At 32.5% G+C, this 19,541-nt stretch carries 26 protein-coding genes and 1 tRNA gene; 10 read left to right on the plus strand and 17 right to left on the minus strand.

Annotation, left to right across the window (positions count from 1 at the left end; translation table 11 throughout):
* Positions 1 to 130 precede the first annotated feature (130 nt).
* Genes ACGHJ8_RS10710 through ACGHJ8_RS10720 form a run of 3 tightly spaced genes read left to right on the plus strand, consistent with a single transcriptional unit; the run spans position 131 to position 1,908 of the window.
* The gene (locus ACGHJ8_RS10710; RefSeq protein WP_087287259.1) at positions 131 to 772 is read left to right on the plus strand and encodes a TetR/AcrR family transcriptional regulator; all 642 of its coding nucleotides are present in this window, start codon (positions 131 to 133) and stop codon (positions 770 to 772) included.
* A 10-nt stretch (positions 773 to 782) separates the two neighbouring features.
* Positions 783 to 1,673, plus strand: a complete 891-nt coding sequence (locus tag ACGHJ8_RS10715) for an alpha/beta fold hydrolase (protein ID WP_087373771.1) — start codon at positions 783 to 785, stop codon at positions 1,671 to 1,673.
* A 43-nt stretch (positions 1,674 to 1,716) separates the two neighbouring features.
* Complete coding sequence (locus tag ACGHJ8_RS10720) at positions 1,717 to 1,908, plus strand: cysteine-rich KTR domain-containing protein (RefSeq protein WP_087287263.1); 192 nt, start codon at positions 1,717 to 1,719, stop codon at positions 1,906 to 1,908.
* Positions 1,909 to 2,063: 155 nt separating this feature from the next.
* Here ACGHJ8_RS10720 and ACGHJ8_RS10725 read toward each other — a convergent pair whose 3' ends face one another.
* On the minus strand, positions 2,064 to 2,420 hold the full coding sequence (locus ACGHJ8_RS10725) for a helix-turn-helix domain-containing protein (RefSeq protein WP_390540322.1): 357 nt from the start codon (positions 2,418 to 2,420) through the stop codon (positions 2,064 to 2,066).
* Between the two features lie 576 nt (positions 2,421 to 2,996).
* On the opposite strand from ACGHJ8_RS10725, the gene ACGHJ8_RS10730 reads away from it, so the two are divergent.
* From ACGHJ8_RS10730 to xerC, 4 genes are all read left to right on the plus strand, one after another.
* Positions 2,997 to 3,413 carry a sigma-70 family RNA polymerase sigma factor gene (locus tag ACGHJ8_RS10730; RefSeq protein ID WP_087287479.1) on the plus strand — a complete coding sequence of 139 codons (417 nt, stop codon included), beginning with the start codon at positions 2,997 to 2,999 and terminating at the stop codon, positions 3,411 to 3,413.
* Positions 3,414 to 3,415: 2 nt separating this feature from the next.
* Positions 3,416 to 3,652: a helix-turn-helix domain-containing protein gene (locus ACGHJ8_RS10735; RefSeq protein WP_390540325.1), complete on the plus strand. Its 237-nt coding sequence runs from the start codon at positions 3,416 to 3,418 to the stop codon at positions 3,650 to 3,652.
* A 472-nt stretch (positions 3,653 to 4,124) separates the two neighbouring features.
* Positions 4,125 to 4,325, plus strand: a complete 201-nt coding sequence (locus tag ACGHJ8_RS10740; RefSeq protein ID WP_390540327.1) for a helix-turn-helix domain-containing protein — start codon at positions 4,125 to 4,127, stop codon at positions 4,323 to 4,325.
* Between the two features lie 19 nt (positions 4,326 to 4,344).
* A complete protein-coding gene (gene xerC, locus ACGHJ8_RS10745) occupies positions 4,345 to 5,790 on the plus strand; it encodes a tyrosine recombinase XerC (RefSeq protein WP_087287469.1) in 1,446 nt (481 codons plus the stop codon).
* 210 nt (positions 5,791 to 6,000) lie between these two features.
* Here the strand turns inward: xerC and ACGHJ8_RS10750 are convergent.
* The 11 genes from ACGHJ8_RS10750 to ACGHJ8_RS10800 all read right to left on the minus strand — a co-directional run bounded on the left by ACGHJ8_RS10750 (position 6,001) and on the right by ACGHJ8_RS10800 (position 13,135).
* Positions 6,001 to 6,077 (minus strand) — tRNA-Arg (locus tag ACGHJ8_RS10750).
* A gap of 120 nt (positions 6,078 to 6,197) precedes the next feature.
* Positions 6,198 to 6,398: a hypothetical protein gene (locus tag ACGHJ8_RS10755; protein WP_087360299.1), complete on the minus strand. Its 201-nt coding sequence runs from the start codon at positions 6,396 to 6,398 to the stop codon at positions 6,198 to 6,200.
* A gap of 23 nt (positions 6,399 to 6,421) precedes the next feature.
* Positions 6,422 to 6,934, minus strand: a complete 513-nt coding sequence (locus tag ACGHJ8_RS10760) for a phosphatase PAP2 family protein (protein ID WP_390540330.1) — start codon at positions 6,932 to 6,934, stop codon at positions 6,422 to 6,424.
* Positions 6,935 to 6,992: 58 nt separating this feature from the next.
* A complete protein-coding gene (gene epsC / locus ACGHJ8_RS10765; RefSeq protein WP_390540332.1) occupies positions 6,993 to 7,559 on the minus strand; it encodes a serine O-acetyltransferase EpsC in 567 nt (188 codons plus the stop codon).
* A 452-nt stretch (positions 7,560 to 8,011) separates the two neighbouring features.
* Positions 8,012 to 8,869, minus strand: a complete 858-nt coding sequence (locus ACGHJ8_RS10770; RefSeq protein WP_390540334.1) for a PD-(D/E)XK nuclease family transposase — start codon at positions 8,867 to 8,869, stop codon at positions 8,012 to 8,014.
* Between the two features lie 82 nt (positions 8,870 to 8,951).
* Positions 8,952 to 9,755 (minus strand): PD-(D/E)XK nuclease family transposase, encoded by an 804-nt coding sequence (locus ACGHJ8_RS10775; RefSeq protein WP_390540336.1) that lies wholly within the window; start codon positions 9,753 to 9,755, stop codon positions 8,952 to 8,954.
* Between the two features lie 216 nt (positions 9,756 to 9,971).
* On the minus strand, positions 9,972 to 10,649 hold the full coding sequence (locus tag ACGHJ8_RS10780) for a hypothetical protein (protein WP_390540338.1): 678 nt from the start codon (positions 10,647 to 10,649) through the stop codon (positions 9,972 to 9,974).
* A complete protein-coding gene (locus tag ACGHJ8_RS10785; RefSeq protein ID WP_390540340.1) occupies positions 10,642 to 11,124 on the minus strand; it encodes an RNA polymerase sigma factor in 483 nt (160 codons plus the stop codon). Before ACGHJ8_RS10785 ends, ACGHJ8_RS10780 begins: the two co-directional genes overlap by 8 nt.
* An 18-nt stretch (positions 11,125 to 11,142) precedes the next feature.
* The gene (locus ACGHJ8_RS10790; RefSeq protein ID WP_390540342.1) at positions 11,143 to 11,421 is read right to left on the minus strand and encodes a hypothetical protein; all 279 of its coding nucleotides are present in this window, start codon (positions 11,419 to 11,421) and stop codon (positions 11,143 to 11,145) included.
* A 57-nt stretch (positions 11,422 to 11,478) separates the two neighbouring features.
* Positions 11,479 to 11,889 carry a GNAT family N-acetyltransferase gene (locus ACGHJ8_RS10795; protein WP_211963404.1) on the minus strand — a complete coding sequence of 137 codons (411 nt, stop codon included), beginning with the start codon at positions 11,887 to 11,889 and terminating at the stop codon, positions 11,479 to 11,481.
* Positions 11,870 to 13,135, minus strand: a complete 1,266-nt coding sequence (locus ACGHJ8_RS10800; RefSeq protein ID WP_211963402.1) for an HD domain-containing protein — start codon at positions 13,133 to 13,135, stop codon at positions 11,870 to 11,872. Before ACGHJ8_RS10800 ends, ACGHJ8_RS10795 begins: the two co-directional genes overlap by 20 nt.
* Positions 13,136 to 13,256: 121 nt before the next feature.
* Here ACGHJ8_RS10800 and ACGHJ8_RS10805 point away from each other — a divergent pair, with 121 nt between their 5' ends.
* Positions 13,257 to 13,775, plus strand: coding sequence for a ferritin (locus ACGHJ8_RS10805; protein WP_205089999.1), 519 nt, complete (start codon positions 13,257 to 13,259; stop codon positions 13,773 to 13,775).
* A gap of 62 nt (positions 13,776 to 13,837) precedes the next feature.
* Complete coding sequence (locus ACGHJ8_RS10810; RefSeq protein ID WP_205089998.1) at positions 13,838 to 14,650, plus strand: purine-nucleoside phosphorylase; 813 nt, start codon at positions 13,838 to 13,840, stop codon at positions 14,648 to 14,650.
* Positions 14,651 to 14,665: 15 nt separating this feature from the next.
* Here the strand turns inward: ACGHJ8_RS10810 and ACGHJ8_RS10815 are convergent, their stop codons facing one another.
* The 5 genes from ACGHJ8_RS10815 to ACGHJ8_RS10835 all read right to left on the minus strand — a co-directional run bounded on the left by ACGHJ8_RS10815 (position 14,666) and on the right by ACGHJ8_RS10835 (position 18,962).
* Complete coding sequence (locus ACGHJ8_RS10815; RefSeq protein WP_390540345.1) at positions 14,666 to 15,577, minus strand: NAD-dependent epimerase/dehydratase family protein; 912 nt, start codon at positions 15,575 to 15,577, stop codon at positions 14,666 to 14,668.
* A gap of 59 nt (positions 15,578 to 15,636) precedes the next feature.
* Positions 15,637 to 16,437, minus strand: coding sequence for an ABC transporter permease subunit (locus tag ACGHJ8_RS10820; RefSeq protein WP_205089996.1), 801 nt, complete (start codon positions 16,435 to 16,437; stop codon positions 15,637 to 15,639).
* 5 nt (positions 16,438 to 16,442) lie between these two features.
* Complete coding sequence (locus ACGHJ8_RS10825; RefSeq protein WP_211965523.1) at positions 16,443 to 17,339, minus strand: ABC transporter ATP-binding protein; 897 nt, start codon at positions 17,337 to 17,339, stop codon at positions 16,443 to 16,445.
* Positions 17,340 to 17,420: 81 nt separating this feature from the next.
* Positions 17,421 to 17,828: a hypothetical protein gene (locus ACGHJ8_RS10830; protein WP_087360235.1), complete on the minus strand. Its 408-nt coding sequence runs from the start codon at positions 17,826 to 17,828 to the stop codon at positions 17,421 to 17,423.
* A gap of 30 nt (positions 17,829 to 17,858) precedes the next feature.
* Complete coding sequence (locus ACGHJ8_RS10835; RefSeq protein ID WP_087360232.1) at positions 17,859 to 18,962, minus strand: metallophosphoesterase; 1,104 nt, start codon at positions 18,960 to 18,962, stop codon at positions 17,859 to 17,861.
* A 353-nt stretch (positions 18,963 to 19,315) separates the two neighbouring features.
* On the opposite strand from ACGHJ8_RS10835, the gene ACGHJ8_RS10840 reads away from it, so the two are divergent.
* Positions 19,316 to 19,528 carry a DUF4351 domain-containing protein gene (locus ACGHJ8_RS10840; protein WP_390542448.1) on the plus strand — a complete coding sequence of 71 codons (213 nt, stop codon included), beginning with the start codon at positions 19,316 to 19,318 and terminating at the stop codon, positions 19,526 to 19,528.
* The last annotated feature ends 13 nt before the right edge of the window (positions 19,529 to 19,541 follow it).

Genomic DNA, 19,541 nt, shown 5'->3' on the forward strand with positions numbered 1-19,541 from the left:
CATATTTATCACTATACCGTTTTTCGGTAAGATGAAAATTGGGTGAAAGTTTCTGTAAGTCCATTGACAGCTAATTCAAATTAGCCTATAATGTAACAGGCTAATTTGAATTAGCTCAGGAGGTAGTGGAATGACAACAAAACAGAAAATTTTGAATGAAGCGCTGACACTGTTTGCGGAAAAGGGATATAGTGCGGTTTATGTCGGTGAGATTGCTGACGCCGTAGGCATAAAAACACCATCACTATATAAACACTACAAGAGTAAGCAAGACATTTTTAATTCTTGTGTTGAAGTTTTTGCGGAACGAATGGAAAATATCAGAAATAATATGCAGCTACCGGGAAGTAAGACAGCTTCATTCTCTTATGAAACGATTGCTGAAGAACATCTTATCGAGGTTGCAAACGCTCTTTTTATGTTTTATTTGCAGGATAATGTGGCAGCAAAATTTCGTAAAATGCTGATGATAGAACGATACCATAACCCGGAAATTAACCGGCTGTTTGAAGATTTTTTTATTATTAGAGCAATCGACCATGAAAAAGAAATATTTTCTAAACTTATAGACGCAAAAGTTATCAAAGGGGAAAATCCTCATATTATTGCTCTGCGTTTTTACACACCTATATTCTATCTGCTTCAAAAATATGATATGCGCCCCAATGAGATAGAGGAAGCCAAACATGAACTTACCTTAGTGGTGCAAGAATTTTGTAAAACATATAAAGGAACAAGGAATGACAACGAAAAGGACAACAGGAAAGGCTAGGAATAAGCACATGATAATATATGTTATAGGAGGTATTCTGCTTGTTCTTGCAGTCTATCTAATTGTTCAAGGAATACGGTGTAGTATAGCGGTAAAAGCAAGCAAAGAACGGCTTGCCGCTTATGAGGTTCAAACAGCTATATTGAGTTATGGCAATATGAGTTACGTTGATACGGGAGAGGGCGAAACAATCCTATCTGTTCATGGAATTTTTGGTGGCTATGACCAATCCTATGATACATGTAAAGATTTTAACTCTGATTATAGAATTATAGCTCCCTCACGATTTGGATATTTAGGTAGTGATATTTTGGGTGATGGGACACCTGCTGAACAGGCAAAGGCTTATGTTGAACTATTGGATAATTTAGGAATTGATAAAGTATATTTGTTGGCAACGTCGGCTGGCGGAAGCGTTGCTATTCGGTTCGCATTGGATTATCCTGAACGAATAAAAGGCTTAATTTTATATTGCTCCGCTATGCCATATATAGAAAAGCCGGAAAAGTATATGGAATATGCCGGACCGCCCGCTTTTTTATGTAATGATTATGCTATGTTTTTAATTAGTCCATTATTCAATCTTGTTATGGGTATGGAGCCATCCACAATTTATAGTATGCTTCCTTGTGGTAGTAGAAAAAATGGCGTAATACTGGACGCTTCTGTTACTAATTCCGATATGGCAAGAAATTTTGATAGTTATCCTATTGAAGATTTACAAGCTCCAACACTGATTTTTCAAGCAAAAGACGATAAGCTAATAAACTATGCCGACACGGAAAATGTAGTAAAACGCTTCCCAAACTGCACATTTCTTTCTTTTGAAAACGGTGGACATTTAATGGTTGGACATGAGAAAGAAATCAAAGAAGCAGTTTTTAACTTTACAAAAAAGTAGTAATTTGTACTAATTATATAATTACAGGAGGTTGACGGATAATATGGCAAAGATGGTATCTGAATGGGTACGTTGCCCTGTCTGTGGGAATAAAACAAGGTTGCAGATACGGAAAGATACGGAACTGAAAAACTTTCCCCTCTACTGCCCAAAGTGCAAACAGGAAAGTTTGATTGAAGCAAAGGATTTACAGGTAACAGTCGTTAAAAATCATAATGAAAAAATGCGGAGCTGAACATAAAAACGTTTTTGGAAAAGAGCTTTTAATAGGTGCTTAATAATACAAATTATCAAAGAGCCAGACGCTAAGACGCAGAGCCGATAATACCGAGAATGAATGAAATTTCTTGGGTTATCGGCTTATTTTATTTAAGAGCCAAAAGTGGAGGATTACTCGTCCTCCACTTTCTTAGATTTAATGATTCCATCAGCGACACTTTCCATGATAATTAAATCCTTATCGGAAAGGCTGTCAAGTTGTTTTTCCAACTGTCGTCTTCTGGTGCTTTTATCCAGATCAGACGCAGGCAGGAAAAATTCATCAACGGAAACATTAAGTAATGATACAAGGTCATAAAACACCTGTAAACTTGGGTGCTGCCCTTTGTTTTCGATATTTGTTAAAAAGCGTGGGTCAATCTCAATCATTGCTCCCACTTGCTCACGAGTTAATTTTTGCTTTTTACGAGCTTCTTTGATTGCAAGACCAAAAGCTCTAAAATCATATTTATCTTCTTTTTTACGCATATGTAATCACCTCACTATATTTTACTGTTCCTGTTGATTTTCTAACAGGTATAGAAAAACGTATAGTATGGTTTATCAGTTCCTATTATGCGTAAAAGATTAAAAGGAGTGCTGCCTAACGGTAAATAAAAAAAACCGTTATTAACAGTACCATTTTTGCGTGTCAAAAAATATCATTACTTCAATAGCGGTTTGAAAAGCCGCCTTTTTCTTTTTCCATCAATAAAAACAGCATATAGGTTTTGTTTTAGCGGTTCTGGGAGGTAGCCGCATTGAAAGACCTGTATAATCGACAATCTTCGACAGATTCGTTATTGTTAAAAAAATTCTAACTTTCACAGCGGTACAAAATACTCTTGAATGTGGTTTTTCACATTACATAGTAGGAACAATCGTAAAAGCACAAGAACAGCATTTCTTTTATGTTCTTGTGCTTTTTTGCTGCTTAAAAATTTTTTTCAAATTCTTTTCTGAAAACGCAACAAATAGCTGCTGCGTGGGTAGCTACTGTGTGGAAAGGGGGATAGAGGGAAAACAACCCTTATTCACTCTCACGCAGAAAGGAGGTGAAAAACTATGAAGTCATCTTCTTTCGAGCAGGCTATTCAAGCACAGTTTGATTGCCTTACAAAGAAAGTCATTAAAAGAGCAGCAATGAAGTATAACCGTGATATATCAAGACGCTTGAAGCATGAAGTTCCATTTTCTGAAATATCGGATTTGGAATTGAATAAAGCTGGCGTTTATGACAAGTATTCCAGCGATTATACAGCGTTCAATGTTCTTGGCATGGAAGTACAAGTATCTGACGACCAGTTGAGTAAAGCACTCAAATGTTTACCAGAGAGAAAACGAAATATTATTTTGTTGTCATACTTTATGGATATGTCTGACGCAGAAATTGGAGAGCTTATGAATGTGGTTCGTACCACTGTTTACCGTCACAGGACAAGCACTCTGGAAGATTTACGAAAAATGATGGAGGAGGAATAAAAGTGGATAATAGCACAAAACACATACCGTTTGCTGTGATTGTGGCGGCTACTAATGGTGATGAAGCTGCAATACAGAAAATCTTGGATTTTTATGACGGTTACATATCAAAGTTGAGCTTACGCAAATTGTATGATGAATACGGAAATGTCTACATGGTAGTGGATTCTGAATTGAAAGGCAGAATACAGGCTGCGGTAATGGATATGATTGCAAACTTTGAGATTATCGTAATTTAACCATTCCGACGGGCGGAGCTTTTCTCCCTTTCCTTATGCTCCGCTTGTCAATCTATGAAAGTCTATTATTTCAGATAATGGATTTTCACAGACTGACAAATACAGTCGGGTGTTCTTTGACAACTGAATAAAACAATCAGATACGTTTGATATGCAGCGAGCCAGCGGATATTGTACGCCATGACCTTTCAAAACAAAGTGAGCGATTCATGCAATGATCTGTGAGCGACTTTTGGAATGGTCGTTTAGCCATGACCTGTATATCTGGATAATGATACACCCGTATGACACGGTTCACCCATCAGAATGGGAAAGGTGAAAGTCCTGTGGAGCTTGCTAAAGCCATCTGATTGTTTAGAAGAAAAGGTATTATTAGCAGCAAAATATATGTTCTCATTTCATGGAGTTGTGATATAATAACTTCATTAAACGAGTGTGTTTTGCTGCTGTCACTACGAAAGGAGTCTTATTAGTGATAAGTGATACAAAAAATGCACAACCCTTAAAAAAGGAAAAAAAGACTTATACAGTAGAGGAAATTGCTGAACAACTAGGAGTTAGCAAAAAGGTAGCTTATTCATTGGTAAAAAGCGGTCAATTTAGTTATGTTCGTGTTGGTCGAGCTATACGAGTATCAAAAGTTTCTTTCGATAAATGGTTAAATCAAATTTAACTGTTAAGGAGAGAAATATATGGCTACAATCAAACAAAGAAAATCAAGTTTTTCCGTTATTTACTGGTACTTAAATGATACTGGAGAAAGAAAGCAAAAATGGGACACGCTGGAAACAAGAAAAGAAGCAAAACAGCGTAAAGCCTTTATAGAATACTATCAAGAAAAATATGGATATGTGTTAGTTCCTTTAGAGGAACAATTTGCACATCAAATCGAGGATTCTAAAAAGGATTTGGAAGTTGCTGACAAGGATATTACATTGCGTGAGTTCCTAAAGATTTTTGTCAATCTCTATGGCACATCTAAATGGTCGCCTAGTACATTCAGTGGCAAGGTAGGTACTATTGAAAATTACATCAATCCGATTATCGGTGATTGGAAACTCAATGACATTACAACTAAAAGCCTATCAAAATACTACAACGATTTATTAAGCGTTCCAGAAGTACCACGAGCAAACAGAAAAGCAACTGGTCGTTGCGTACAACCAGCTAACATCAAAAAAATACATGACATTATCCGTTGTGCCTTGAATCAAGCTATCCGTTGGGAGTACATTGACACAAACAAAAGAAATCCTGCGTCATTAGCTACTTTACCAAAAGTACCTAAAGTCAGACGAAAAGTATGGAGCATACAGACATTCCGTGAAGCGGTAAAAGCTGCGGAAGATGATTTACTTTCAATCTGTATGCACTTAGCTTTTTCCTGTTCTATGCGTATTGGTGAGATTACAGGTCTTACATGGGAAGATGTGATTATTGACGAAGAATCCATTGCTACAAATAATGCAAAGGTAATCATCAATAAGGAGCTTTCAAGAATAAATGCAGAAGCAATGCAGAAATTGAAAGAAAAAGATATTATCAAGATTTTTCCAACACAGAAACCACACTGTACTACAAGACTTGTCTTGAAAACACCAAAAACAGAAACAAGTAATAGAACTGTCTGGCTACCGAAAACTGTTGCTGAATTATTAGTACAGTACAAAAAAGACCAGCAGGAGTTAAAAGAATTTCTCGGAAGTGCATATAACGATTATAACCTTGTTATTGCATTAGAAAATGGAAACCCTGTGGAAAGCCGCATTGTCAGAGATAGATTCCAAAAGCTCTGCGAAGAAAACAACTATGAAACTGTTGTATTCCACAGCCTACGTCATTTGAGTACAGGGTACAAATTAAAAATGACGAATGGTGACGTGAAATCCGTACAGGGTGATACAGGTCATGCAGAAGCAGAAATGGTTACAGATGTTTATTCTAAAATCATTGACGAGGACAGACGTTTCAATGCACAGAAGATGGATAGAGAGTTTTATTCTACTCTCAATGACGATATGGACAACCAACAGCAACATACAGGTTTGACTGATAGTGATATGGCACTGTTGGAGTTGCTCAAATCCCTGTCGCCAGAGATGAAAGAACAGCTTTTAAAGCAAACACTTCAAAAGTAATTTTTCAAAAGTGTTAGCAAATTTTCCAAAATCCAGTGATTTTTCACCAGAAATAGAAAAAGTGTTAGCAAGCCTACTTCCTCAATAGTCTTAACAAATAATCGAATACAAAATATTCAAAATAAAAAAAGTCCTTTTTCAGCAGAGATAGTAAGCCATAAATAAAAAAAGCTGAAAACCTAGAAAAATCAAGGCTTTCAGCGTTGTTTGTGGCGTCCCCGACAGGAATCGAACCTGCGACGTTCCGCTTAGGAGGCGGACCCTCTATCCTGCTGAGGTACGAGGACATTATTAAAAATCTATTCAAATTTATCTAGTTATCATATCAAAAGGCGTTTGTTCCAACTAGCCCTTAGGAGGGACTTGTTATATCCATTTAACTATAGAGAGAAAATCATGAACATGTTTTATTCTAACATGTAATCTTCTATAATGCAATTGGTCATTCTCATTTGATTCCATCTTTTCAATAATGTTTCAATATAATAAATAGTCATCAATTCATACCATTCTCCTGTCTTTAAATCGACTAAACAATATAAATGATTTTCTCTTTTGATTAAACCCAAACGATAATAATATAAAGCTGCTTGTATATCAATAGACATTTACAAAACCCCCTATTTCATATTTATGAAACAGAGGATTTTTTATGAATGAAATAAAGAGTAGACAAATAACATAGAGAAATTAACCAACCTGCCACAATATCACTTGCATAATGAACACCTAAATATATGCGTGTTATTCCTACTATTATAGGTATAGTTAAAATAACAATAGCTAGAAAATGATGAGATTTCCATATTTTATAACCAATGAATCCATATAAACTCATTGACATCATTGCATGAAACGATGGGAAACTATAACCATGTTCTTGAATCACAGGAAAATAGGTAGGACGTGATCTAGTGACAATATTTTTAATCACAAAGTTAATCAAAGCAAGAACAACCATATGAAGACTTAATCTCAAACCTAAAGATTTATTCATCACAATAGCTATAAAACATAAAATAATAATAAAGAAGGCTGATCCTAAAAACGTTATGATTTTAATAAAAGATGTTAATACTGGTTGACGAATAGATAGAAAATAAGCATAAATCAATGCATCTATATCATGCCACAACCCATTCATAAAAGTGAATAGAAAGAAAAACAAACAAAGCCATGAGCCTATTAAAAATATCCAGTGTTTATAATTCCTTATCCACCCTTTGACCATTTTCTTTCACAATCCTTCCGGGAATTCCAATAACAGTACAATTCGGTGGAACATCTTTTAAAACAACAGAAGATGCCCCAATAATACTATTATCACCTATTGTTACATCTCCAATGACTTTTGCTCCAGCAGAAACCATCACATTATTTTTTAATGTTGGATGTCTTTTCACTTTATGTTCGCCTGTTCCTACACCACCTAAAGTCACACCTTGATATAAAGTACAATCATCACCAATAATTGTTGTTTCTCCAATAACAACACCCATACCATGATCAATAAAAAAACGCTTACCAATTGTTGCTCCTGGATGAATTTCAATTCCCGTTAAAAAACGTGCTACCTGACTTAAAAAACGTGCAATTAATTTAAGATGCAGCTTCCATAAAAAATGATAAATACGAAACAAAAACATAGCATGTAAACCGGGATAATTTATAATTACATTCAATGGATGACGTGCTGCCGGATCCATTTCTAATATTCTTCCTATCAATGATTTTGACATTTTGATCACCTCTTTTTTATATTTAATCATAAAATATTCAAATACACAAATCATATTATCATTTTTATATTAGCATATGCTTTTTATAAAATTACAATTTTACTTTTGTCATAGTTTTTCTAAAAAACAAAAAAGTAGCATCAATGCTACTCAACTATATATATTAAAAAGCAAATATCTTAATGACTTATAATTATAATATTGAATATTTTTACTTATGTATATAATCATTTTTTTATTGAATTTTATAGTTCTATAGATTTCCATATTCATAATTATGCATAAATTAATTTATAGAAATCACTGTAACTTATGATATAATCACCAATCTTTTCTAATTGTGCCTTATTACACTCTTTCACCCATTCAAAGTTATTATTTGGAAATTTCTTTAACAGCAATTTCAGTGATTTTTTGGTTCCATTTTCAATATCAAGGAATAATTATTTATCATATCAAAGGGACTTGAAGTCCCTTTGATGTCATGAATGAATTAATTTATAGAAATCATTGTAACTTATATTCAACAAGATATAATCATCAATCTTTTCTAATTGTGTCTGACTGCAATCTTTAATCCATTCAAAGTTTTTATTCGGAAATTTCTTCAACAGTATTTTCATCAACTTCTTGATTTCTCCTCGTTTTTCACCAATATCTTCTCCTTCTTTTCTTCCTTCATTTTTTGCTTCAGTAATTAATTCTTCTAGTGCTTCACACATTGTCCTCTTTCCTCCTTCTTGCTTTTTAAAATAACTAACTCTTTTTCTTAACACTTCATAATACATGTCATCAGGATCATTGCACAGCATATCATGCATTAACTTCCCTAACGCTGTTTCATCCTGCATTGATGCATTTAAATAGATAATATGTAACTTATCTTTAAACTGTTCCTGTTTGTCAATATAGCGTTCAATATGACTCACTAATCGTTTTGTTTTCAATACATCTTCTTCACATATAAAGATAACATACATTTCTGGAAAATGACTCCATTTCTCTCCTGGATAGGACTGGTCACAATCCAGTATACTGGCATGATATCTTGCCCTTATAGGTGAAGCATTGTCTTTGCTTTTTTCAACCTCTATACCTATCACTGCTCCTTCATGCGTATAGACAACAATATCCAATTCCACCGATCGACTAACCACTTGCTTATGGTCTTCCTGCGTTTCGAATCTCTTGAGTGAAAACTGTTCACCAAAGATAATATTTATCAATAGTTCAACACATTGATGATCCCTGAATATCATTCTCATGAAAGTATCGTCAATAGGTCTTAATTTATTTAATACTTCTAGATATCTTTCATTCACTAATATCGCCCCTTTCATGTGATTTTTATAGTTGATTTCATCTTCAATATTAAGGAACGATTATTTATTATATCAAAGGGATTCAAAGTCCCTTTGATAGTCATGAATGAACTAATTTATAGAAATCATTGTAGCTTATATTCAAAAAGATATAATCATCAATCTTTTCTAATTGTGTCTTATTACACTCTTTCACCCATTCAAAGTTTTTGTTTGGAAATTTCTTTAACAGTAATTTCATTAATTTCTTGATTTCTCCTTCATTTTTTGCTTCATTCACTAATTCTTCTAACGCTTCACACATAGTCTTCTTTCCTCCTTCTTGCTTTTTAAAATAACTGACTCTTTTTCTTAAAACTTCATAATACATGTCATTTGGATTACTACACAACATATCATGCATTAACTTCCCTAATGCTGTTTCATCTTGCATTGATGCATTCAAATAAATGATATGTAACTTATCTCCAAAGACATTACCATCTTCCCGATATCTTTGTATATGGTCTAGCATTTTACCATTTTTTAACACATCTTCTTCACATATAAAAACAACATACATCTCTGGAAAATGACTCCATTTCTCTCCTGGATAGGACAAATCACAATCCAATATACTGGCATGATATCTTGCCCTTATAGGTGAAGCATTGTCTTTGCTTTTTTCAACCTCTATACCTATGACTGCTCCTTCATGCGTATAGACAACAATATCCAATTCTACCGATCGACTGCCTACTTGCTTATGGTCTTCCTGCGTTTCGAATCTCTTGAGTGAAAACTGTTCACCAAAGATGAGCTTCATCAACAATTCAACACATTGATGATCCCTGAATATCATTCTCATGAATGTATCATCAATAGGTCTTAATTTATTTAATACTTCTAGATATTTCTCATTCATTGATTGTTCCTCCTTTTTGATTTTTATAGTTAACAACAACATCAATATTTAAGGAGTCATAAAACAATCCAAGAAATGTTCCTCTATTATATATATACGCATTAAATACTTCATTTTACTTCTTATTTAGACAAAAAAGTTAAAAAATCTTTTTCTAAGACAAATATAGCACAATATTTGCTTATTGTAAATATTGTGCTATATTCTCTAATACTTTTATTGATGACTATACCCATGATGATTTTGATGGTGCTGTCGTGATTTTTCTTGTAAACAATCATGTATTTCACTCATTGATAAATCTTCTATATCTTCAACTGTTGTTTCTGGATCAACTTCCAGCAAAGATAGATAGGCACGATACTTTCCAAAAGAAACACCTAATCGATGAGCTGTTTTGATCTCATCATGATTGGCAGTATGATAAATACGATTTTTTAAGATAGAAATTTGTGATATCAAATCATTTTGAAGTGTTTTCGATTGACCTGTAGATTGACAATAAACAGTTAATTCTAAATCATCTGCAGAAATATTTTCATATGAAAGAATTGTTTGTATAGCCTCAATATAATTCATATGATGTATAGAATAAAAATCGTTTTTATTATCATGACGATTATACTCTTTCATATTTATGACACGATTAAAAATGTTTAATTCCAATTCAATGGAAGAATCCATATCTAAACTCAGTGCTGCAACCGGTGTATAATACGCCTTGTATCCTCCAATCACTAAACAAAGAATCAATACAAGTGCTCCTGCCATCACATATTGAAAACGTCTTTTATGCCTACGATGTAATGTATGTTTAACATAAACTTTCGTTTTATCTTTAAGAGATTCTTGTGCATGAATAGAATTAAAAGCATCCTTTATAGAATTATTCATCTTCATCATCTCCTAATACCTTTTTTAACATACACCTTGCACGATTAAGCAATGTATAAACTGTATTCACATTTTTATGCAATAGCTTCGCAATATCATGAGCTTCATATCCTTCATAATAGTATAAGTAGACAACATCTTTGTATTTAACTGGTAATTGTAGAACAGCTTCTAAAACTTCGTTTATAAAATCAGGTGATCTTTCTGGTAAATTTTTAAGAGTCTCTAGAGATTGTGTTTTACTTTTAAAAAAACTCTTTAATAAATCGTGACATTGATTGATTGTGACACGAATAATCCATGCTTTTTCATGTTCAGTACTTTCAAATCTTTTTCGAGTCAAAGCATATTTTAAAAAAACATTTTGAAATATATCTTCCGTGTCAGCCCAATTTTTTAAATGCAGCATACAAATTCTCTTAACTGTATCACCATAGACATCAACAGCATGATTGATTTCATCTTCACTACGCATACATACCTGCCTTCATGACTAATGATGTCTTCCATAATGATGAGCCTGTTGATGATGCTGATCATGATGTTCTATCATATGACAGTCAGAGTTTTGATAATGATCACAAATACCTTCACCGTTTTCATCAATATAATAACATTGTGCTGAATGGTAAGCATTTGTTTCCTGACTATCAAGACAATCCTGTATGTTTGTATCAAAATGTGTTCTTTCTTGTGATGAGGCGTAAGTATAACTCATTTTAACTCCCAATACAATAACAACCAATAATATCAAAACAACGATTTTCTTCATTCTGTTTCCCTCCTATTCATTATCAATACGATTGAACACAACAGAATCATTCATTATTTATAAAATTTTTTTCATATGAATATGAGGACAAAATTCATCAAGATATTCTTCACCATAAGCAACATACCCATTCTTTTCATAAAACGCTTTCGCATTGACTTGAGCTGAAAGCATTGCTTCTAAATATCCCAGTTCTCTGGCTTTCTTTTCTAATTCGTGAAGTATATAACTTCCAAGATGCTTATGCCTTTTTTCTTTAATCACTGCAATTCTACCAAAAATCACAACACCATTTTCATCATACATACGTGCACAGCCAATAGGCGTATGATAATCATAAATCACTAAATGCCAACTTCTTGCATCAATATCATCAAATTCATTTTGAAAGCCTTGTTCTTCAACAAAAACCTGTTCTCTAATCATTTTTGCTTCTACAGGAAGCACATTAAAAAATTGATAATTCATCTTTTATCTCCTTTGGAAAAAATACTTTTTGATCTGATTTAAAACGTTTAGAATTCAAAATAGCGGACACAATCTCTGATTTCATAGGTAAAGGAGAAAGAGATCCTTCACTATCCAAAATCTCAATTTCACTTAATTCTCCACTTTCTCCATAATGTAAATAAGGAATCTGTTTTTGATTATCACTAACAATATAATAATCTGGATGATACCCCTTATCTTTAGCAATATCTTTTATCCGTTTTAAATCATCAAGATTTTTGAGTTGCATATATTTAAACAAATGACGATTTAAAAATCGTGATGCTAAATCACTCAAAATAAAATCTTTTTCATGTCTAAATTCTTTAAAATAATACAAGACAACAGCTTCATCTAAATCAACAAAATCTTGCACCTGAACACGATTTTCCAACATTGGAATAAGATAGTCAAGCTGTGTTTGAAAATCATAACCCTCTCGATATATATCTTTAACTCTTTGAAAAACACATTGTAGAAGATGTTCATAACTACGTGCTGTTGGATGATAATAAACCTGCCAATACATGTGATATCTGGCAAGAATATAATTTTCAATAGCTTGAACCCCAGATTCTTTATAAACAATTTTACCATCTCGAATACGCATTGTTCGTAAAATACGTGACATATCAAAGTGTCCATAAGTTGTACCACTCATATAAGAATCTCTTAGCAAATAGTCCATACGATCAGCATCCAGCTGACTTGAAACCATTTGGATTAAAATATGGTGAGGATGTGTATGCTGAATAATGGAAGCAACATCTTGGGGAAGTTTTTCATAAAAAGAGGATAGAATATGATGAACCTCACTGTCTTCTAAAATCATTTTCACTGTCATATCTTCATGATTTCCACCAAAAACACCCTCGAAAGAATGAGAAAAGGGACCATGTCCAATATCATGTAATAATCCTGCACACATCACACAAAGTTTATCATAATCATTTAAAGCATTGCTTAAACATTCTGTTTCCAACATACGTCGAACAACTTGATAAACCCCTAAAGAATGAACAAAACGTGAATGTTCAGCACTTTGAAAAACTTGATAAGTTCCACCTAATTGTTTAATTCTACGTAAACGTTGCATTTCTTGAGAATTAATCAAACGCCAAATAATTAAATGATCAACATGAATATAATCATGTATCGCATCTCTAATAACCCTTTTTTCATTCAATTCAATAGATTTCAAAGAAAAATTTTCTGGAAAACCCATAATCTCACCTTCTTTTTATTATTTTACCAAAATATTACTCATAAAGTCTACAATATCCCACCATAGACATTGTTTTTATCAATATTCAGGTATATAATAACTACGTAAGGAGGAATAAAAAATGTTGAATCAAAAAGTTGCTGATTTACTAAATGATCAAATTAACAAAGAAATGTATTCTGCTTATTTATATTTAGATTTTGCAAATTTCTATGCTTACAAAGGATTGAATGGTTATGCTAACTGGTATAATATCCAAGCCAAAGAAGAAATGGACCATGCGATTGGTATTCTACAATATCTACAAGATAATGATTATCAAGTCACACTTCAAGCTATTGATAAACCAGATAAAGAATTAAAACATCTTGATGATCCATTAAAATATGGTTTAGAACATGAACAATATGTCACAAGCCTTATCCATAACATCTATGATGCAGCACATGAAATCAAAGACTATCGTACAATGAAGTTTTTAGACTGGTATGTTTCTGAACAAGGTGAAGAAGAAAAGAATGCCTCTGATTTACTTTCTCAATTTGAATTATTTGGGCATGATCCTAAATCACTTTATTCATTAAATAACGAACTGGCTCAAAGAACATATACACAAGCATCTATTTTAAATGCTGATTAAAGACCGAAAGGTCTTTTTTTTCATAGAAAGTTTGTTTATAATAGGATTTGAGGAGGAAGACTATGTATACAAAAATTAATGAAGCTTATGAATATATTCATTCACGCTATGATGGAAAAATTGATATTGCGATTATCTTAGGATCAGGTTTAGGACCACTAGCTGATGAAATTGAAAATCCTATAATCATTGATTATCAGGATATTCCCCATTTCCCTGTTTCTACAATTCCCGGTCATGAAGGAAAACTTTATATTGGAACAATTGCCAATAAAACAGTGTGTGCCATGAAGGGACGTTTTCATTATTATGAAGGACATGATATGGACATTGTAACGCTACCTATTCGTGTATTTGCGAAACTTGGTATTCCTTATTTATTTGTCACAAATGCCTGTGGGGGAATTAGAGATGATCTCAATCCCGGTCAGATTACTTTAATTTCTGATCATATTGGATTTATGGCTCCTAGCCCATTACGTGGTCCTAATTTAGATGAATTTGGTCCTCGCTTTAAAGATATGACAGAAGTCTATTCAAAACAATTACAGGAAATTGCTAAAAATGCTGCAAAGAAAACAAATGTTTCTCTTAAAGAAGGCGTTTATTGTTTCTTTAAAGGTCCAATGTTTGAAACACCAGCTGAAATTCGTGCATTAAAAGCAATAGGAGCAGACATGGTGGGTATGTCAACAGTTCCTGAAGCTATTGTTGCCAGACATTCAGGTATGACAACACTTGGTATTTCACTTGTCACAAATAAAGCTGCCGGTTTAGGTCAGAGTGAACTCAATCATCAAGAAGTGATGGAAGCTGCTGATCAGGCAGAAGTGAATCTTGTTAAACTTGTCAAACAAATTATTCAAGATATGTAAAAGATGAGCCTCAACTCATCTTTTTTCATTGGAACTATAAACAGGATAGAAAGCCTGATATGTTTTTCTAAGACCTCTTTTTAATGGTGTATATTGAAGATGGAGCTGCTTGGCAATTTTTTGACCATTATAATATTCCATTTCTTCTAAAAACAAAGGGAATGGAAGTGGATAATGAAGCTGAATCGCTTCTTCAATAGAATGATTTTCTATTTTTAAGTCTGGCTGACATGTTAGAAGAATTTGATTCATCATTGAATAAGTCACTTCTTCTTCATTGACAACATTATATATTTCATTATAAGCTCTTTTTTCAACAACTTTTTCAATAGCGTTCACAACATCTTCCACATAAACCATTTGAAAAGGCAATGTGGCATCATGTAATGAAAACAATGGTAAACCTTTCACGACTCTTTCAATCAATAAAGACTCTCTAGGTGCATAGTTAAAAGGTCCATAAATTTGACCTGGTCTTAAAATAGTATAAGGTATTTGATACTCTTTTGATAAATGCACCAATTCTTGTTCAAGTTGAACTTTACCTGTAATATAAGCCCCTGCATCACCTTCAAATTGACGTGTTTCTAATGGATGATTCTCTGTTTTACAAACACCTGTTTGACGCTTGTAAACATCAACTGTACTGATAAATACATAATGATGAATACGTCCATTCAAAGCTTTTATGACCGTTTGTATATCACCTGATTGATAAGCACAAAAATCAATCACAGCATCATATTCTTCATAAGGAAGCTGCTGCCATGCCTTCATATCATGACGATCAAAAAAATATTCAGTCACATGATAATCTTTCATTGAATAATGACCACGATTGATAAGTGTGCAGTCCCATTGTTTTGAAAAATGCATGGTACAAAGACGTCCTAAAAAATAGCTTCCACCAATCATTAATACTTTCATTTCAATCCCACCTTTTTGATTATTATATAAAAAAACCATTGTAGGCACAACTCATATGCCTATAATGGTAAATCACGTTTTTGAAATATCCACTGTCCTAAAACAATAACAATCCCAGAACACAGCAATAAAACAAATATATAAAGCCATGATTGACCATCACCAGTGGATAACAGTTGTGGATCAAACAATGATAATGGTGTCAAATAATGCAGAATTTCCAGTTGATCACCAACTTGTGACAACATCCAGATCATGATAAAAAGAATATTAATACCTGCACCTATACCTATAGAAAGTCTGGCTTCATTAAATATCAACGCTGATAAATAACATAAACTTCCTAAAAAATATTGCAGAGCTAACAATCCTATATTGACATATAAAAAATGAATGATGTCTAAACTTTCTTCACTCACCATCAAAAATGACAACAAAACAATTAATACAAAAGTATACATAACAACAATCAACATAGCTGTCAATAAAACAAGATATTGTGTCATAACAATTTTTCTTCGACCTATCGGTGTAGATAATAGATAAGCCATTGAACCATGATCAATATATTTTCCCATCAAACGATAACACAGTATCACATTTAATAAAAACGGAAAAATAATAAGCAAAAAGCCATATAAATAATTCGTAATAAAGTCTATCAATGAAGATGACACATTCATCATTCCAAAAGCCGCAAATATTTCTGGCATTGACTTAGCTAAAACCTGTAAACTGCTATTCATATTTGGATCATACATAGAAATGATAATAGTGGCATACATAGTGATAATCATGAGAAAAAGAAAGATTAATGGAAAATTTGTACGTAATTCTTTTCGATATAAAACACCGGACATTTTCATCACTCTCCATAATATTGTAAAAAGATTTCTTCTAATGATTGTGGTTGTACATTAAAATCATCAATCGTATAACTTGATAATTCTTTAATCAATTGGTCGGGACTTCCTTTGACAAGTAATGAAACAGTTTGCTGATGTCTTTTAGCATCAGGATGTTGATACATAAACTTTTCCATTTCTAATAGAGAATGAAATTGTATCTCATAATGCTTATAACGATGATGCTTTAAATGTTCCATATCTTCAATTGCCACAACTTGACCTTCTTTAATAATCACAACGCGATTACATACATTTTCTATTTCCTCAAAAATATGAGAAGACATAAAAACCGTTTTTCCTTGTTGTTTTGCTTTCTTCATTAATTCTATAAATTTCATTTGCATCAAAGGATCTAATCCACTCGTAGGTTCATCTAAAATCAAAATAGCTGGATCATGCATCAATGCAATGACTAAGCCTATTTTTTGTTTCATTCCTTTAGACATTCTTTTGATTTGCCCTTGTGCATTGAGTTCTAAAAAATTAATTAGCCAATGAGCATAACTTAAATCATGAATACCTTTAAGTTTAGCAATCAAATGAATAAAATTCATTCCTGTCATATCATCCATAAAAGCAATCTCACCGGGTAAGTAACCCACATTTTGTTGAATAAAAGCAGCCTCTTGAAAACAATCTTTTCCTTGAATTTGAACAGTTCCCTGATCTGGTTTGATAAATCCCATCAAATGCCTAATGATAGTTGTTTTCCCACTTCCATTTGGACCTAAAATTCCCAATATTTCCCCTTTATGAATCTGGAAACTCATATCAAATACACCTCTATGATTTCCATAATCTTTGGTCAGATGACATATCTCAATCATATTTCCCCTTCTTTCTTTATACTCCATATTATAACGTACATTCATAATGAAATAAATGTATTTCTTCTCAAATGAAAAAACTGCAATGATTCAACATTACAGTTTATCTTAAAGAAATGGTTTTAATTCATCAATATATTTTTGAGAAATATCTTCAAATTCATCAATATATTGTTTCACCTTTAAATCAACATGCTTTTCTTTGTTTAATAAATGTGTCATTGTCATAACCGACTGATTGCTTCCTTCTATTAACATTTTCACAATTTTATGATCATCACTCATCAATGTTTTCATTTCAATCATAGACTCCAACATGATTTTGTTTTTAATATGGTCTTCAGCCAAAGCAAAATCACGTGTCAACTTATTTTTCAAATCACCATAAGCTTTCCTTTGATGTAAAACAATATCTCTCAATTGTGTATTTTCAATTTTATCAATCAAATGATCAATAGCTACCAGTCCCATATTTAAACCATTCAATAATTCTTCAATACATGTTTCTTCATTCATTTTTATCACCCATATAAGTATGAACCAACTTTACAGATTTATACACTTCAATTCAATCCATCCCACTTCTCCTTGATGAATCACATAGGCATATTGATCATAAATACCAACAACTTTCACCAGATCGCCTTTTTTAGCTGAAATAAAGTAATCAGTATAATCATCTAAACAATATGTATGATTTTCTCTTGAATATAAAAATTCATTTTTAATTTTCAAGTATTGATTTGTATCTTTTTGATAACAATCATTAAATTGTTCTCCATGTTTAATGATTTCTACTTCAAAATAAGGATATGCTATTTTATGTTTTGTTTTATTGATAGAATCAATATCATATAAAACTTCATGACAAGGTAAAGGTTGAACATAATCCTGTGAATAATGAATGACACCGTCTTGCGATTCAATGATAAGAGCATTGAGCTGTGAGATAGACTTGACACCTGTTCCTCCATCAACACAAATGATACGTTTATCTTCATCAATGATCACATCATTACATATTTGATCTGGATAGTAATTAGATGTTGGTAAATGTCCCACAACAACCACTTCATCTAAAAGATGACCTTGATGATAAAAATATTTCATCTCTAACAATGAAGATAAAGAACTCTTTTTGTAATCTTTTCTCTTTTCAACTCCCGCATGAACAAACAAAAACTGATTCCATTTGAGAGTTACCGGTAAATGAGAGATAAAAGCCAATTCATCATGCAGATAATCAGCAATTTGTTTTTGAACTCCTAACATTGTTTCATGTCCATTATCTAAATGTAGACGATGATAGACTTCACGTATACAACCATTGCTGGAAACACGTTTCAGATATCCTGGAATCTGATTGGCTAGTTCTGGCACCGTCAACAAAGCATCTAATGCCCACTCACAATTTCCCATTAATATAAAAACACGCTCTCTTTGTGCAAGTTCTTCAATAAAATGAATGGTATCAATAACCTGGTCTCCTTTTTCTACAAAATCCCCTAGAATAACAAGGTAATCATCAGGTGTATATCTCACTTTTTTCAATAAAGCCTTAAATCTATCTAAATGTCCATGAATATCACTAATAACAATTAATCTATAATCTCCTTTAATCTTTTTAACCACATGTTTTGGTGTAATCATGTCATCACCTCACCTTACCATTCTATTTTAACATAATTCATATAAAAAGAAATTGAAATCATATGATTTCCTATGCTGTATTTATAAACTATTCACACCCAAAAATATGCTTACAGAAAACATTATGTTGTAATATGATTGAAAGTTGTATCATAAAAAGAAATTTCTCTTCTTTTTGCGTATATATAATTGAGAAGGATATTTTTATGATTCATTTTGATAATCTGTTTGATATTCGCATTAAGCATTATTTTTATCACTTTGACCATCTTGTAGACTAACTTAATGTCATCCTCTTTGATGCTTCTCTCCTTATCAAGGACAATCAAAATCTGATCAAGAGTGAAGGTATCATCACAACACTTATGAAACTACTGACACAAAAGCTTGACCAATTATCTAACGAGACAGTTAACCAAATCCAATCAAGCAACACACAACAGCTAAATAATCTGACAGTACATATTTTTGATATTGAAAATGAACAAGATATTGTAAAAATATTAAAAATACATATCGTACATGTTAAAAAAGCTATATCTGATGTTGATATGATAACCTCCTAGTAGACAGTGTAAA

Source organism: Massiliimicrobium timonense, from assembly GCF_042850985.1.
Classification (GTDB): Bacteria; Bacillota_I; Bacilli_A; order Erysipelotrichales; family Coprobacillaceae; genus Allocoprobacillus.